Below are 16,102 nucleotides of genomic sequence, written 5' to 3'. Positions count from 1 at the left end.
GTCTACTGCCAGTTCATCAGGCAGGGTGGAATCAGCAGCAGCAGCGCCAGCACGAAGTACATCAGCTGCAGCGGGATCATCCACTTGGCCCAGGTCAGCCACGGAATGCGCGCCAGGGCCAGCACGCCGACGGTCACGCCCGACGTCGGAATCATCGGCAAGGTGAATTCGCCGAACTGGAACGCCAGGATCGCGGTCTGGCGCGTCACGCCCACCAGGTCGGCCAGCGGCGCCATGATCGGCATCGTCAGCGCGGCCTGGCCGGTGCCGGAGTGGATGAAGAAGTTGATCACCGTCTGGATCAGGAACATCTTCTGCGCCGCGAAGATCGGGCTGGACGACTGCACCAGCGGCGTCAGCGCGTGCAGCATGGTGTCGATGATGTTGGCGTCCTTCGCCAATATCATCGTGCCGCGCGCCAGCGCAATCACCAGCGCGGTCGTCACCAGGTCCTTGGCGCCGGTGATGAAGGCGTCGACGAACTGGTCGCTGTCGAGTTGTCCGACCACGCCGACGACGATCGCCATCACCAGGAACAGCGCCGAAATCTCGCCCACGCTCCACTCGTGGCGCACCACGCCGTAGACCATCGCGCCCATGAAGCCGAGGAACAGCCACAGCACCGCGCCATGGCGGCGCGTCATGCCGGCAAAGTCGGCCAGGCTCATGGTCTTTTCCTTGCGCAGCACCGTATCGAGTTCGAAGGTCGGGCTCAAGGCCGGATTGCGCTTGATGCGCGCGGCGTACCACATCAGGAAAGCGATGGTGACGCCGTTGGCGATGAACCAGACGATCATGCGGTAGCCGACGCCGGAAAACAGTTCGACGCCGGCGATCCCTTGCGCCACGCCGACGTTGAAGGGATTGAGAAAAGCGGCGGCAAAGCCGACCTGCGCGCTGAGGAAGGGAATCGCCACGCCGACGATCGAGTCGTAGCCGAGCGCCAGCGCGAGCGGCACGAAGATCAGGATGAACGGGATGCACTCCTCGCTCATGCCGAAGGTGGCGCCGCCGAGCGAGAACATGGTGACGAACACCGGGATCATCATCGCCCGCACGAACGGCGACGTGCCGTGCGCCTTGGCCACCGTCTTGATCATCGAATCGATTGCGTTGGTGCGCTGCATGACCGCAAAGGCGCCGCCGACGATCAGCACGAAGCCGATGATTTCGGCCGCCGCGACGAAGCCCTTGATGGGCGCGAGCATCAGCGCGACGAAGCCTTGCGGATTGCTGGCGACGTAGTGGAACGAGTCGGGCTGGATGCGCGGCTTGCCGTCGACCAGCACGGTATCGTACTGGCCGCCCGGCACGAACCAGGTCGACAGGGCGATCATTGCCAGGATCAAAAACAGCAGAACGAAGGTATTCGGGATGCGCAGTTTCATCATTGGCTCAATAGTTTGCCGGCGCGAAAGGCGACCGGTCCTGCAACTTTACCGACTGCCATGCCGCGCAGCAAGTGGCGATGTGCGGTACGAGCAAACAACACGCCGGCGCGCGTGCACGCCAGCGTGGTGACGGCGCCGCTGACCGGGTCGACCAGGTCGGCCACGAAGTCGCCGGCTTGCAGCGTCTCGCCGAGCTTCTTGCGAAACACCAGCACGCCGTTGTGCGGGGCCACGATCGGCTCGACCCCTTCGAGCGGCGTGGCCGCGCACAGCGGCGCCGGCATCGGCTCGGGCTCGATGTCAAGCACGCCCGCGTGGGCGAGGAAATTGAGAAGTGCGCGGGCGTCGCGCCGGGCCAGCTCGTAGTTCACGTCCATTTCGCCGCGCAGTTCGACGGTGGCCGACAGGCAGGCCGGCGGAATCGGCACGGCCGGGCCGAAGTGCGCCGCCAGCTCCCACCAGAGGCGGCTGCATGCTTCGTCGAACGGCTCCTCGCCGGCTTCGAGCGCGACCAGCAGCGCGTGCGCGCCGAGGTAGGCCGACAGTGGACCGGCCGCCTCGGCCAGCGGGGTGCCGGTGTACACATGCATCACCGCCTCGTTATCGCAGTGCAGGTCGAGCACGATGTCGGCGTCGATGGCCAGGCCAAGCAGCACTTTTTTCAACGCGTCGGCGTCGGTGACCGGCTGCCACTGCGCCACCGCTTGCATGGCGTGATCGCGAATCAGCGCCACGTTGGCGTCGGCATCAAGGCCCAGTTTGCCGGCCAGCGATGCTTTCAGCGCTTGCGCCACATGCATATACGCGCGGTTGAAGTTGACGCCGGTGGCCAGGTCGAAGCGGCCGAACGGGGCGCCGTGGATCGCCTGCGCCAGGCCGATCGGGTTCGCCGCCGGGACCAGCACGACTTCGCCGCGGATCTTGCCGGCCGCTTCCAGCGCGGCCAGTTCGGTGCGCAGGCTTTGCGCCACCAGCATGCCCGGCACTTCGTCGGCGTGCAGCGCGGCTTGCAGGTAGGCCTTCTTTCCCGAGCCGGGCGTACCGAAGTGGAAACTGGTCAGGTGATGCCCGCTGCTGCTGGCGGGGTGACAGAAGGAGTGCTTTTTTTCTTGCATGGCAGGGGTGGATTGGTGGTTGGATGAAGGTCGCTCGACTCCGCCGAGTATGTATCATTTTTTTCTCAAAGTACATCAATGTAAAAAAATTTACATAAAGTTGTTGAGTTTTGTTTTTGATATGGGTACATTTGAAACATGAAAAATCAGTCCGACATCGAGCAGCAAGCATTACCGGCAGGCGCCGGCTCGCGTTCGCCCGAGGTGGCGTTTGCCGCTTCGGCGCTGGGCGCCACGCTGTTGGCGATACTGGCCGAGGGCTCCACGTCGCACAAGAGCATCGCCGACTACCTGCTGCGCAACCAGGTGCGCGTGACCGCGCTTGGCATCGAGGAGCTGGCCGACGACTGCAAGGTGTCGACCGCCACCATCAGCCGCTTCGCGCGCGAGATCGGCTTCAAGAATTTCGCCGCCATGCGCAGCGCCGTGGCGCAGACCTTGCAGTCAGTGCTGCAGCCGGTCGAAAAACTACGCAACAGCATCGCCCGGCGCCAGGACGCCAGCACGCCGGCCAGCGACAGCCTGGCCTACGCGGGCGCGAATATCGGCGCCACCGCGATGGCGCTGGCCGCCGCCGATGTCGACGCTGTCGTCAAGAAGCTCACCCGCGCCAAGGTGGTGTATGTGCTCGGCTTCGGCCTGTCGTCGCACCTGGCCGGCATCCTGGCGGCGCACCTGCAGCCGTTCTGCCAGCATGTCGTCGAAGTGGCCGGCCATGGCGGCACCGAAGTGGCGGCCGGCCACCTGACCAACATCACCGCGCGCGACGTGCTGGTGGTGCTGTCGTTCCCGCGCTACACGCGCGACGTCATCCGCCTGACCGGTTTCGCGCGCGACCATGGCGCCTGCATCGTCTCGATCACCGACGCGCCGGCGTCGCCGCTCGCCGAGCTGGGCGACCATGTGCTGTATGCCGAAAGCAGCCACCCGATCCTGCCAAGCAGCGCGACGGCCGCGGTGGCGCTGATCGAAGCGCTGGCCGTTTCGCTGATGGCGTCGAACAAGGCCAACGTGGCCAAGGCGGCGCGCCTGACCGAGGCCATTTCCGCCTATCTGGTCGGCGCCGAACCGGCCGCCGGCAGCACCGACAAGAAGCGCGCCCGGCGCGGCGCCACGAACAACAACACGTAGTTAACAACATCACGAAGTTCAAACCCAGGGGAGCTGAAACACATGACACAGCATTACACCAAACTGCCGGCCCAAACCGCACTGGCGATTGCCCTTGCCGGCGCCTTCGCCGTCGGCGCGCAGCCGGCGCTGGCACAAACGGCCGCCGCCGACGAGAAGATGCAGCGCGTCGAGATCACCGGCTCCTCGATCAAGCGGCTCGACGCCGAGACGGCGCTGCCGGTGCAGGTGGTGCGCCGCGAAGACATCGACAAGAGCGGCGCCACCACCGCCGCCGAGCTGCTCAAGAACATCAGCGCCAACACGGCGCCGCTGTCGGATGCGGTCAGCATCACCGACGGCACCTCCGGCCAGCGCGGCATGAACGGCGCCAACCTGCGCGGCATCGGCGTGTCGTCCACGCTGGTGCTGCTTAATGGCCGCCGACTGGCCAACTTCGCCTCTCCGGGCGACAATTCCGGCGTCGACCTGAACAGCATCCCGGCCGGCGCGATTGCGCGCGTCGAGATCCTGAAGGACGGCGCCTCGGCCATCTACGGCACCGACGCCATCGGCGGCGTGATCAACTTCATCACCCGCAAGGACTACACCGGCGTCGAACTGAACGCGTCGGCCGCCGGCACCCAGGACGGCGGCGCCGGCAAGAAAACGGCCAGCATCAGCGCCGGCTACGGCAAGCTCGATACCGACCGCTTCAATCTGTTCGGCGTGCTCGACGTGCAAAAGCTCGGCTCCTTGCGCTCGTCGCAGCGCTCGTTCATCCAGGAGCGCCCGCTGGCGACGACCCTGCCGGCGCAGATGTCGAGCAATACCTATCCGGCCAGCTTCGACATCTCGGCCGCCCAGCGCAACGCGCTGATCGCCGCCGGCGTGCTGCCGGCCGGTACCACCCGCACGCGCCTCAATCCAAGCGCGCCGGCCTGCAATCCGCCAGCCACCGTCTACGCGCCGCAAGGCCCGGGCGGCCCGCTCGCCTGCAGCTATGACTACATGGAAGACACCGAGCTGTATCCAAAAGCGAGCAAGATCGGCTTCGTCGGCCGCGCCACCTTCCAGGTCAACAGCGACAACCAGGTGTTCGCCGAGCTGGTGCAGTCGCGCGCCGAGAGCCGCTATGTGCTCAGCCCAAACCCGGTGCGCATCCGTAACCTGCCGGTGACCCTGCTCGGTCCCAAGTACGCCGCGCTGAGCGCGCCTGGCCTGCCGACTACCTTCAGCGGCATCCGCTACCGCATGACCGAAGCGGGCAACCGCACCAACGAAGTGACCAGCGACGCCCAGCGCCTGGTTCTGGGCGCCACCGGCATCGTCGACGGCTGGGACTACGATCTTGGCGTGGCGCGCGCGGAAAACCGCGCGGTCGACAAGTACGTCGACGGCTACGTGCTGTTCGATAAATTCGAGGCCGGCGTGCGTTCGGGCCTGATCAACACCTTCGGCCCGTCGTCGCAGGCCGGCCGCGACCTGCTGGGCAGCATCCGTGTCAACGACGAGGCGCGCAAGGCGAAGGGCGTGTCGACCTCGATCGACGCCAAGCTGTCGAAGGCGCTGATGGCGATGCAAGGCGGCGACCTGGCGATCGCCGTCGGCGCCGAGGCGCGCAGTGAGAAAACCAGCTTCCGGCCGTCGGCGCTGCTGCTGTCGAATAACATCGGCGGCGACCGCGACTCGACCCTGGCGCCTGGCGCGCTGGCCGACGTCGAGTCCACCGACGACAGCCGCAAGGTCTACTCGGTGTTTACTGAACTGAATGCACCGCTGACCAAGCAGTTCGAACTGCAGCTGGCCCTGCGCCATGACCGCTACAGCGAGATCGGTTCGACAACCAATCCGAAGATCGGCGCCCGCTGGCAGCCGGCTAAGGCACTGGTGCTGCGCGCGTCGGCCGGCACCGGCTTTCGCGCGCCGTCGCTGTCGGACCTGAACCGTCCGACCATCTTCGGCAGCGCCGCCAGCTTCCTGACCGACCGCGATTGCGTCAACACGGGCCTCGACACGATCGACGGCTGCACCGACCAGTATCCGGTCGAGCGCCGCGCCAACCCGAATCTCAAGCCCGAAAAATCGCGCCAGTTCTCGCTCGGCGCGGTGTTCGAGGCGACGCCGCAGACCAAGTTCACGGTCGACTACTGGGACATCCGCAAGACCGACGTCATCAGCACGCTCGGCGAGCAGATCATCATCGACAATCCGGCCAAGTACAACGGCACCTACATCCAGCGCGACGAAGACGGCTACATCACCAGCATCCTGCTGGCGAAGGAAAACCAGGGCCGCCTGCACACCTCGGGCTTCGACCTCGGCATCGACTACCGCGGCGGACAGACGGGCATGGGCCGCTTCGGCGCCAACCTGACCGGCACGCTGGTGCTCAAGTACGATCGCCAGTTCGGTCCGCAGGAACCGGAGCGCAGCAACCTGGGCCTGTTCCTCAACGACCAGGTGATCCAGAAGTGGCGCCACCGCATCAGCTTCGACTGGGACATCGGCCCGGTCAGCCTGACCCTGGCGAACCAGTACTCGTCCGGCTACACCGACCACAACACGACGTACGATCCGGCCACCAATAAGCTGCTGCCGGCGCGCGATGTGAGTGCCTATTCGCTGTGGGACATGACGGGCGTTTGGAAAGTCAACGCGAACATGAAAGTGCGTGTCGGCGTGCTGAACCTGGCCAACACCGAGCCGCCGTTCTCGAACCAGGGTTTCCACTTCCTGGCAGCGTACGACCCGACCTACACCGATCCGCGCGGGCGCAGTGCCTTCGTCAACGTGAACTACTCGTTTAAATAATCGTTTAAGTGAGCGTTTAAATAGTTAGTCGGTCGCGCACGTCGATCGTTGGGACAGGCGCATCACTGGCCTGTCCCATTTTTTATGGACTCAAGCATGAACAATATCTACCGAATTTCGCGTCGCTTGTTGCCCTTGCTGGCGCTGCTGCTGGCCTGCATGGCCGCCCAGGCGGCGACCGAGGCGGCGCCTGCCAAGGGCAGCCTGGTCATCATCGGCGGTGCGCTGCGGGCCGACAGCGCGCCGGTGTGGCAGCGCATCGTTCGCCTGGCCGGCGGCGTGGGCGCGCGCATCGCCGTCATTCCGGCGGCTGCCGGCAATCCGGCCGGCTCGGGCGGGCGGCTGGTGCAGACGCTCAGCAGCCATGGCGCCGCGGCGTTCCTGGTGCCGGTGGCGCCGCGTCTGCCGGGCGACTTCCACAAGGCGGCCAACGATCCGGTTCTGGCGGCGGCGGTGCGCGATGCCGGCGGCGCCTACTTTGCCGGCGGCGACCAGGGCCGCATCACACAGGCACTGCGCAACCCCGACGGCAGCAACACGCTGCTGCTCGACGCGTTGTGGGACCTGTACCGGCGCGGCGGCGTCATCGCCGGCTCGAGCGCCGGCGCTGCCATCATGAGCAGCACCATGTTCTACGAGGCCAAGTCGGTGCTGGCGACCTTGCAGAACGGCGTCGAGGACGGCCGCGAGATCGCGCCGGGCCTCGGCTTTGCCGGCAACGAGGTGTTCATCGACCAGCACCTGCTGGTGCGCGGCCGCTTCGCACGGATGCTGCCGGTGATGCTGAAGAAGGGCTACCGGCTCGGCCTTGGCGTCGACGAGAACAGCGCCGTGGTGATCGGTCCGCAGCGCGAGGTCGAAGTGATCGGCTACAAGGGCGCCTTGCTGCTGGACCTGTCGCGTGCCACCGTCGACAGCCGCCAGGCAGCCTTCAACGTTGTCGACGTGATGATCAGCTACCTCGATAGCGGCGACCGGCTCAATCTGGCCACTGGCGTGTTGACGCCGTCCGCCGACAAGACGGCCGGCAAGCTCGATCCTGGGCAGCCGTCATTCCGCGAAGCGCTGTTCAGCGCCGACATCCTCGGCAACACAACGGTGGTCGACCTGATGGGCAAGTTGATTGACAGCGACCAGCCGGCGGCGATCGGACTGGCCTTTGACGGTCCGCAGCAGCGCGGCTCGAAGAGCGGCTTCGAGTTTCGCTTCAGCCGCGCCGCCGATAGTGTGGGCTACGCGTCCGCCACCTCCGAGCGCTATTCCATCTACCGGCTGCGGCTGAACGTGCGTCCCGTTTTGCTGGGGTGGCCAACCTATCAGGACCGCTAGGCCGGTATCTCCAGCGAGTAGCCGGTGGCGAACAGCGCGCATGGCGCCAGGCTGACGATGCCGGGCTTGTCGGCCAGTTCGCCGCTGACCGCGTGGTCGTCGTCGTAGCCATGCCACGGCTCGATGCAGACATAGGGGGCACCGGGATGCGCCCACAGTCCCAGGCTCGGCGCGGCGCCGGTATCCATGCTTAGCCTTATGCCGCCAGTGTTGTGGACGAGGCGCACCTGGCGCGATCGGATGCGCTTGAAAATCAGGGCATCGGCGTCGAACAGGGACGGCGAAAGCGCGATGCGGCCGGGTGCAGCGAACGCCAGCGGCGAAGGCGCGGCTGCCAGCAAATGCCCATCGAGCCGGAAGCAAACGGGCATCTCGCCACCGTCGAACTCAAGCGACCAGTCGGACAGACCGTGCGTGCTGTCCGGCAGGCGCAAGCCGGGATGCGAGCCAAGCGAAAACAGCAGCGCCGAGGTACCCGGGTTGCTCACTTCGTAGCGAACCTGCAGGCTGCGCTCCGTCAGCGTGAAGCACACCTTCAGTTCGAACCGAAATGGATACGACTCCAGCGTCGCTTCCGTTTCCCTCAGTACGAGGGTGACGCTGTCGGCGCGCCGCGCTGCCACATCGAACAGGGCGCCGCGCGCAAACCCGTGGATCGGCAGATGGAAGCGGCCGCCCTGGTGCGAGTACTCGCCGCCTTTCAGGCGGCCGACGACCGGGAACAGGATCGGCGCGCTGTCGGTCCACGCCGCGCCGCGCTGCCAGATGAATTCGTCGCCGGCGCAAGCCAGGCTGCGCAATTCGGCGCCGCGCCGCGCGACCAGGCAGCGTAGATCGCCGCAGGCCAGCGCCAAAACTTCGTCCATGCTCAGCGGCGGCTCGGCTTTGGCGCCGACACGGTGAGGCCGGCGGCGTCGAACACATACAGCATCCCTGGCTGCGGCGCCAGCCGCACCATGTCGCCTGGTCGCGGCAGGCTGTCCGCGCGCGTCTCCACGCACACGCGGCAGCCAGCGGCGGCGGCGTGCACGTAGCTGGCCGTGCCGAGACGCTCGACGGCGTCGACGCGGGCCGGCAAGGGGCCGGCGGTATCGATGTGCCAGTGCTCCGGCCGCACGCCGATGGTGCAGGGACCAGGCGCAGTCGATGCTGCCAAAGCGACATTAAAGCGCTCGCCGCCGGCCAGGATTGCGACGCCGCCATCGAGCATCGCCGGCAGCATGTTCATCGCCGGAGCGCCGATGAAGCCTGCGACGAACTGGTTGACGGGGTTGGCATACAGGTCGAGCGGATGGCCGACCTGCTCGACCAGGCCGGCGCGCAGCACCACCATCTTGTCGGCCAGCGTCATCGCTTCGACCTGGTCATGGGTGACGTAGATCATGGTCTTGCCCAGCTCTCGGTGCAGCGCGCCGATTTCGATGCGCATGCGCTGGCGCAGCTCCGCGTCCAGGTTTGACAGCGGCTCGTCGAACAGGAACACGGCCGGCTCCTGCACCAGTGCGCGGCCGATCGCCACGCGCTGGCACTGGCCGCCCGACAGCTCACCTGGTTTGCGCTCGAGGTAGGCCTCGAGCCCAAGGATGGCGACTGCGCGCGCCAGCTTGGCGTCGATGATCTTCCGTTCCACCTTGCGCATCCGCATGCCGAAGCTGAGGTTCTGCCGCACCGTCATGTGCGGGTACAGCGCGTACGACTGGAACACCATGGCGACGTCGCGCGCACTGGGCGCCGCCTGCGTGACGTCGACGCCGCCAATATCGATGCGCCCGGCCGAACAGGTTTCCAGGCCGGCGATCATGCGCAGCAAGGTCGATTTGCCGCAGCCCGACGGGCCGACGAAGACGACAAACTCGCCGGCGTCGACGTCGAGATCGACGCCGTGGATGGTTTGGATAGCGCCGAAGCGCTTTTCAAGACCGCGAAGGGAAAGTGAGGACATGCGAAACCGATCAGGCAGGATTAAGGGAAGCCGGCGCCGCAAGGCGCGCCAGCAGCGCAGCGTCCCACTGGCGCACGATGCCGGCGTCGTCCAGGCTTTGCTGGAAGGCGCCGCGCAGATTCGCATCGGCGTGAATGGCGGCCAGTGCGACGCCGCGGCGCTCGGCGAACACCGCCAGCAGGCCGGCCACTTCGCCGATCAGCCATTCGGCAGGATGGACGCGCGTGCAGGCATTGACCAGGTGGGTGACGGAGATGTTCTTGCACGCCGGGATGAGGTTGACGCAGTCGCGCGCAATGAAGCTGCCAAGCGGCAGCGTGAACGGACGCACGTGGCCATTCACGCCGTGGCCAGACACTACCGTCGGATGGATGTCCATGTTGTACCAGGCCACACCGACGCTGTCCTCGCGCGCGGCCGCCTGGCCGACCGGCAGGCCGGGCGCAACTGCGATGTCGGCCTGACTGAGGCAATCGAGGCCGATGATGCGGCGCGACTCGCGCACGTACACTTGCTGCGCCAGGCCGCTGGCGGTGCCGAGCACCTCGGGCGCGAGCTCCAAGTCAGGGTAACCGGCGCCGCTGCCGTCGTGCCGTGGGGCCTCGGTGCGCAGCCAGTGCAACAGACACAGCGACAGGGCGGCAGCCGCGGCGACGACGTCGTCTTCGGCCATCGGCCCTTCCAGAAGCGGCTGCAGGCCGTAGTCGTTCTGCGCCCAGTTAATCAGCGACACCTCGGCGCGCGCCTGGCGCCAGTTGGCGGCGCTGACGACGCGCCGGTAGCGCCACAGGTCGAGCACCTGGCCGCTGCCGAACAGCGGCAGGCGTACGCTTTCGCCGCGGCCGGCGCCGGGGATGTCGAGGCCCAGCTGCAGGTAACCGTAGTGCGGCAGCACGTGGCTGTGCCAGAAGTCGTAGTGCGGCGGCGCGGGGGGCAACTGCAAGTTGGCACCGCCGCGCCGCAGCGCCATCACCATCGTCACCGGCTGCTGGTCGATCCGGTCGGCCTGTTCGGGCGCGTCGGCTTCGCCAAATTCGGCGCGAGCTTCCTTGCCAAGGCGGCTTGGCAATCCGGCCAGGTCGATCAGCGCGCCGGTGTCGGTGGCGTCGAGGAACCAGCGGGCGGCGATGGTGGTCAGCGCACCATCGGCACCGCGCAGCGTGACCGCGGTGACGCGCTTGGCTGCGCCGTCTTGCGCGCAGCTTGCTGCAACGGGCCTCGCGCCACGCACGATGCGCAGGCTGCCGTTGGCAGCCAGCGGCGCCAGCAGGTCTTCCAGGTAGGCCGCGGCGACGGCCGGTTCCACGCACAGCCGGCTTACCCAGCCGTCGCCAGGATTGCAGCCTTCGGTCATGACCGAGTTGTCGACGAAGCCAGGCTGCTCGAGGTAGTGGCTGCGCAGCGCCTCCCGCATCGCCAGGTAGCTGCGGGATGCGCCGCCGTGCTCGATCAGGCGGTGCTCGTCGGGTGGCACCCCCTGGCTGGTCAGCTGTCCGCCGATCCAGTCGAATTCGGCGGTGAGCACGACGGCGCTGCCGGCGCTGGCAGCCTGCCAGGCAGCGAGCACGCCGCCCAGGCTGGCGCCGATGACGGCGATGTCGGTGTCGATGCGATCGTTCATGCGGTTCTCTTCAGACGCAGCCCGATTTCGAACGTGCGGTCCCACGGCAGCGTAATGTCGGTCACTTCGTAGCCAAGGCCATTCGCCGCGGCCCAGGCGTTGGCGTGGGCGCGGAACACCTGGTCGACGCGCTGGCGCAGGCGCGCTGGATCGAAGTCGGACTCGGTGGCGCCCAGGCGCACTGCCTGGCGCAGCACGGCCTGCCACAAGTAGTCTTCCAGCAGGCGCAGCGTCAGCATTTCCTTGTCGGTGGCGTTGCCGCGCTCGAGCACGCACTGCGCCACCAGGCTGCCGATGCTGTTGCTGGCAGTGTTCCAGCCGGCGTAGGCCGACAGCGCGGCCAGCGGCAGGCGCTGCGCCAGCTCGCCCAGCATGGCCGGATCGGCGCCGTTGGCATACGCCAGGTCGACCAGCGCGATTGGCCGGCCGGCGCTGTGCCAGGCGGTCATCGCCTCGATCCAGGCCGGATCGATGTCGACCGGATCGGGTAGCGGGCGCTGCATGGCCCAGTCGCCCTGGCCGGCGCCGCGCGTGTGCACGGCCAGCACGATGTCGGCGTCGTCGATCCGCTCGCACACGCGCGCGCCGGCGGCCACCACCTGGCAGCGCACGGCGTCGAGCACCGGGCGGTCTTCGTACAGGGCTCGCAGCGCACCGACGTTGGCCGGGTCGCTGCAGTGAAGGTAGAACGCCAGCGGCGCGCGGGTGCTGTCGGCGCTTGCGACCAGGTGCGCGCACAGGGTGTGCATCACCTCGTCGGCGCCAGGATACACCAGTACTTTATCGGCCAGGCCGGCGGCGGCGATGCGTTGTTCGAGCATGCGCCGTTCGGCGATATTGAAGCCAAAATCGGCGGTGTCGTCCTGCGGCAGCACCAGGCGGTCGATGACGCCGGCGGCCACCAGGTCAAGTGCCTGCACCGTCAGCGCAAGATTGCGCTCGCGCGTGGCCAGGTAGTCCTGGCGCACTGCCAGCGGAATCGCGGCAGCGGCCCGCTCGGCGCCGTCGCCGTCGGCGCGTTCGCCCAGCTGCGCATGGCGGTCGCTCAGGTAGGACCACTTCCAGATCGCCATGCCGTAGTCGGACCAGTACAGCTTTTCTTCTTCGTTGACGTTATTGTTCGACATGCGCATCGTCGCGGCGAAGGCGTAGATATTCTTGTGCGGGTGTGCGGCGCGCAGCCGGGTGAGCAAATCGAGACGGTCCGACAAGTTCGCCAGGCTGTCGTCGATGAAGCGCGACGGCACCAGGCCGCCGTAGACGAGCATGTCGAGCGACAGCACCAGCGCGTCGGCGCCGGCGGCGGCGTTTTCCAGCCAGGCGGCGAGGGCGTCGCGCTCGGCAGGCCGGCGCAAGTGGCCCAGACTTGCGGGGGCCGGCATGTCCAGATCCCATCCCGCTTTCGATACCAGCAACTGCACCTGTTCGCGCACGACCGGACGAGCGTCGACGGGCAGGCCGGCAATGCGGCGCGTCGGCACGCTCATGCCGGCTCTCCGACAGCAATGGTGGCGATGCCGAACGCCTTGACGCCGCCGACGGTCGCGCCGGTCGGGTTGAATACACGCAGTTCGATGCCTTCTGCGCGCGGGCGCACTGCCGATACCTCAAGCGCGGAGTCGATCTCGAATGGAGCACGCCAGCGCTGGCTGTGACCGCGCAGCAGCAGGGCCGGGCGACGCAGCAGGCGCGCTTCGCGCAGGGCGTCGCCGCCGTGGCGGCCGAGCAGGAAATCGAACCATTCGGTGCCCAGGCACTGGGCGCCAGGCGTTGCCAGGTCAGGCCCCGCCCCGACGCCACGGGTGACAAGGTCGCGCCGCGACAGCCAGCCGACGCTGCGAACCAGCGTCACGCCGAGCCAGCGCCGGCCGGCATGGTCGAGCACTTCGTATTCCTGCATGGCGCGGTGGCAGAACGACAGTTCGCCCGCTTCGATGGCGCTGTAGCTTGGGTTGACGCAGACCGGCATTTCGCTGCGGGTGACCGATTTCGGATAGTCGGCCAGCACCACCGGGCGGCGCGCCCAGCTGAAGGCGCTGTCGCTGACGGTATGTGCCAGGCCTGGCGCTACCGGCATCAGCAGGCGAGTACGCTGGTCGCGCGCCTGGTTGTCCCAGTCGAGCCGGCATTCGACGCCGGGACGGTCCTGCCACAGCCGCAGGCGCAGCACGCCGCTCGAGCGCACCAGCGTGCCGCGCTGCTCCAGCGAGTGCGGCAGTGTCATGGCGATGGCCAGCGTCATCTCCTGCAGCGGGCCGACGGTGCGGGTGCCGAGCAAGGTGTAACGGTCTTGCAGACGTTGTTGCTGCTCGGGCGGTGGCGAAAAATTGTAGCTGTCGCCGGCGTCGAATTCGCTCAGGAATACAAGCGGGTCGTTCGTTTCGTGACCGCTCGCCTTGTCGGTCCAGCGCAGCGCGCCGGCGTCGACGACCAGCCTGACGCTGTCGTTCTCAATCGCCGACGCCGTTGCGTCCACCTGCGGCGCCGTAGCGGCAGGTGCCGCCGTGCAGGCCAGCGCCTGCAGCCCGCGCAGTACCGTGCGGATCGCCACCTCGTAGCGCCAGCCGTGCACCGGGTCGGGAAAATCGTCCAGCGGCGAGCGCAGTTCGCTGTGCGCCAGCGCGTCGATCACTACCGCCTCGAGCGCGGCGCCGTCGTCGCGCACGATCGCCAGGCCGGTGGCACGTTCGCCCTTGAGGAACAGGCTGTAGGTACGCCAGCCGTCGATATGGTGCGGCTGCGGATTGAACAACGTGAAGCTGGCGAAATCGGCAAACGGCCCGTCGGCGTGGCCATCGGCGTGGGCGAGGGCGATCATGCCGGCGTCGGCCTGGGCGCGCTCGAGCAGCGCGTCGAAGCGCTGGTCGAGCAGGGTGTAGCGGGTGCGCATCTCGTCGTGGACGGCGTCGACACTGCAGCCGCAGATCGAGTCGTGCGCCTGCTGCTGGATCAGGATGCGCCAGCACTTTTCGAGGTACGCAGCCGGTAGCGGCACGTCGAGCTGGGCGAACAGCGGTTCGATCGCGCCGAGCAGGCGGTCTTCGGCCTGCTGGTTCAGGCGCTTGAGGTAGCGCCGCGTCGACAGCACATCGGGCAGCACGAACGCTTGCCGGTTGCGCCGCAACTCACCATCGATGCGGCTGCGCCGTCCGGCGCTGGCGGCCACGGCGCTGTCGACAAACGCGGCCAGCGTCGACTGGGCCAGGCGGTAGCCGGACTGGCCGGCGTTGAAGACGGCGATGCGCTCGCCCAGGTCGGCGCGCGAGAGCAGGTGGTCGCCGCCCTGGGTGAGCAGCAGCTGCCCGGACAGGCTGCGCGGCGCTATCTGCGCCAGGTAAGTGTCGAGCGCCTGCTCCCAGTTGTCGACGTTGAACGGATGCTGGTAATACCCCTCGGTGAGGAAAATGGTGGGCGTGACGGTGCCGTCGAGGCCGACCCAGTCGAATTCGGCATGCTCGGCGTCGGCGCCGCGCCATAGCACCGCGCTGCCGATGCCGGCGGTGGCCAGCATTTGCGGCATCTGGCTGACGTGGCCGAAGGTGTCGGGCAGGTAGCCGACTTTCTGGCAGCTGCCCAGCGCCGCGGCGTCGCGCATGCCCAGCTCGAGGTTGCGCAGCAGCGCTTCGCCGCTGGCGAGAAATTCGTCGGCCATCACATACCAGGGCCCAAGCACGATGCGGCCATCCGCAGCCAACTGGCGCACGCGCGCCGCGAGCGGCGCTTCGGCGTGCTCGAACAGGTCTTCCATGGCGGCGGTCTGGCCGTCGAACAGGAAGCTGTCGAGCTGCCCGGCTTCGAGCTGGCAGACGATTGATTCGACCACCCGCAGCATGCGCGCGATGAAGCTCTGGTGCGGCAAATACCATTCGCGGTCCCAGTGCGTCTGGACGACCACGCTGACTGGTATCGGCGGCGCCTGGCCAACTTGTTCGTGCTGCGTCATTGCTTGACTGCTCCTTTTAATGCGCCTTCGATGAAGTACTGCTGGGTGAAGCCGAAGAACAGCAGTATCGGCAGCACCGAGAATACGGCGCCGGCGGCGACCAGGCGCCAGTCCAGCGAGAATGTGCTCGATAGCCGGTTTACCCCGAGCGGCAAGGTGAACAAATGCGGCTGGTCGATGATGATCAGCGGCCACAGGAAGTCGCCCCACACAGCAATGAAGCTGAATACGGCGAGCGTCGCCAGCGACGGTTTGACCAGCGGCAGCAGCACGTAGCGCCAGATCTGCAGGCGCGACACGCCTTCCATCAGCGCCGACTCTTCTAGCGCCATCGGCAAGGTGGAAAACGCCTGGCGCATGAAGAAAATGCCGAACGCGGTGCAGGCATGCGGCAGCACCAAGCCAAGGTAGCTGTTCTGCAGGCCGAGCCAGATGGCCAGCTGGTAGACCGGAATCATCAGTAGCTGGAACGGCACCATCATCGACGCGAGCAGCACGCCGAAGATCAGGCCCTTGCCGCGAAACTGCATGCGCGCCAGCGGATAGGCCGCCAGTGACGAAAACAGCAGGTTGCAAAACACCGACAGCGCGGCGACGATCAGGCTGTTTTTCAGGTACAGCAGAAACGGCTGCGCCTCGAATACGCGCCGGTAGTTCTCCAGCGTCGGCGCCGACGGCATCCACTGCGGCGGATAGGCGAAGATATTGTCGGCCGCCGGTTTGAGTGACGTCGACAGCAACCACAGAAACGGGCCGATGGTGAGCAAGGTGACGGCCGCCAGCGCCAGGTAGCGCAGGGCGGCGCCGGCAGCGGCGGTTTGCTTGAAGGTTGCCATC

The 16,102-nt window shown here is 67.1% G+C and carries 11 protein-coding genes; 3 read left to right on the top strand and 8 right to left on the bottom strand.

Going from position 1 to position 16,102, the window contains the following annotated elements; all coding sequences use genetic code 11:
- Positions 1 to 2: 2 nt before the first annotated feature.
- Together CR105_RS24195 and CR105_RS24190 are read right to left on the bottom strand one after the other, a co-directional pair.
- Complete coding sequence (locus CR105_RS24195) at positions 3 to 1,388, bottom strand: YfcC family protein (RefSeq protein WP_229414103.1); 1,386 nt, start codon at positions 1,386 to 1,388, stop codon at positions 3 to 5.
- The gene (locus CR105_RS24190) at positions 1,388 to 2,506 is read right to left on the bottom strand and encodes a succinylglutamate desuccinylase/aspartoacylase family protein (RefSeq protein ID WP_099793017.1); all 1,119 of its coding nucleotides are present in this window, start codon (positions 2,504 to 2,506) and stop codon (positions 1,388 to 1,390) included. The genes CR105_RS24195 and CR105_RS24190 overlap by 1 nt, the downstream gene beginning before the upstream one ends.
- A gap of 138 nt (positions 2,507 to 2,644) precedes the next feature.
- Here CR105_RS24190 and CR105_RS24185 point away from each other — a divergent pair, with 138 nt between their 5' ends.
- The 3 genes from CR105_RS24185 (at position 2,645) to CR105_RS24175 (ending at position 7,759) form a co-directional block, all read left to right on the top strand.
- Positions 2,645 to 3,637: a MurR/RpiR family transcriptional regulator gene (locus CR105_RS24185; protein WP_099793015.1), complete on the top strand. Its 993-nt coding sequence runs from the start codon at positions 2,645 to 2,647 to the stop codon at positions 3,635 to 3,637.
- A gap of 42 nt (positions 3,638 to 3,679) precedes the next feature.
- Positions 3,680 to 6,430 (top strand): TonB-dependent receptor, encoded by a 2,751-nt coding sequence (locus CR105_RS24180; RefSeq protein ID WP_099793013.1) that lies wholly within the window; start codon positions 3,680 to 3,682, stop codon positions 6,428 to 6,430.
- A gap of 96 nt (positions 6,431 to 6,526) precedes the next feature.
- Complete coding sequence (locus CR105_RS24175) at positions 6,527 to 7,759, top strand: cyanophycinase (protein ID WP_131021769.1); 1,233 nt, start codon at positions 6,527 to 6,529, stop codon at positions 7,757 to 7,759.
- Here CR105_RS24175 and CR105_RS24170 read toward each other — a convergent pair.
- From CR105_RS24170 to CR105_RS24145, 6 genes are read right to left on the bottom strand one after another with little or no spacing between them, the layout of a single operon-like run.
- A complete protein-coding gene (locus CR105_RS24170; RefSeq protein ID WP_099793011.1) occupies positions 7,756 to 8,625 on the bottom strand; it encodes an aldose 1-epimerase family protein in 870 nt (289 codons plus the stop codon). The two genes, CR105_RS24175 and CR105_RS24170, sit on opposite strands and share 4 nt — an antisense overlap.
- 2 nt (positions 8,626 to 8,627) lie before the next feature.
- Positions 8,628 to 9,701, bottom strand: coding sequence for an ABC transporter ATP-binding protein (locus CR105_RS24165; protein WP_099793009.1), 1,074 nt, complete (start codon positions 9,699 to 9,701; stop codon positions 8,628 to 8,630).
- A 10-nt stretch (positions 9,702 to 9,711) separates the two neighbouring features.
- Positions 9,712 to 11,322, bottom strand: coding sequence for an FAD-dependent oxidoreductase (locus tag CR105_RS24160; protein WP_099793008.1), 1,611 nt, complete (start codon positions 11,320 to 11,322; stop codon positions 9,712 to 9,714).
- Positions 11,319 to 12,809, bottom strand: coding sequence for a DUF4127 family protein (locus CR105_RS24155; RefSeq protein WP_099793006.1), 1,491 nt, complete (start codon positions 12,807 to 12,809; stop codon positions 11,319 to 11,321). Before CR105_RS24155 ends, CR105_RS24160 begins: the two co-directional genes overlap by 4 nt.
- Positions 12,806 to 15,265, bottom strand: coding sequence for a glycoside hydrolase family 38 N-terminal domain-containing protein (locus CR105_RS24150; protein WP_099793004.1), 2,460 nt, complete (start codon positions 15,263 to 15,265; stop codon positions 12,806 to 12,808). Before CR105_RS24150 ends, CR105_RS24155 begins: the two co-directional genes overlap by 4 nt.
- Positions 15,262 to 16,101, bottom strand: a complete 840-nt coding sequence (locus tag CR105_RS24145; RefSeq protein WP_099793002.1) for a carbohydrate ABC transporter permease — start codon at positions 16,099 to 16,101, stop codon at positions 15,262 to 15,264. The genes CR105_RS24150 and CR105_RS24145 overlap by 4 nt, the downstream gene beginning before the upstream one ends.
- Position 16,102: the final 1 nt, after the last annotated feature.

It is taken from the genome of Massilia eurypsychrophila (assembly GCF_002760655.1).
GTDB lineage: Bacteria > Pseudomonadota > Gammaproteobacteria > Burkholderiales > Burkholderiaceae_D > JAFCUW01.
The sequence above is the reverse complement of the archived record's forward strand: the minus strand, read 5'-3'. Positions and strand labels throughout refer to the sequence as shown.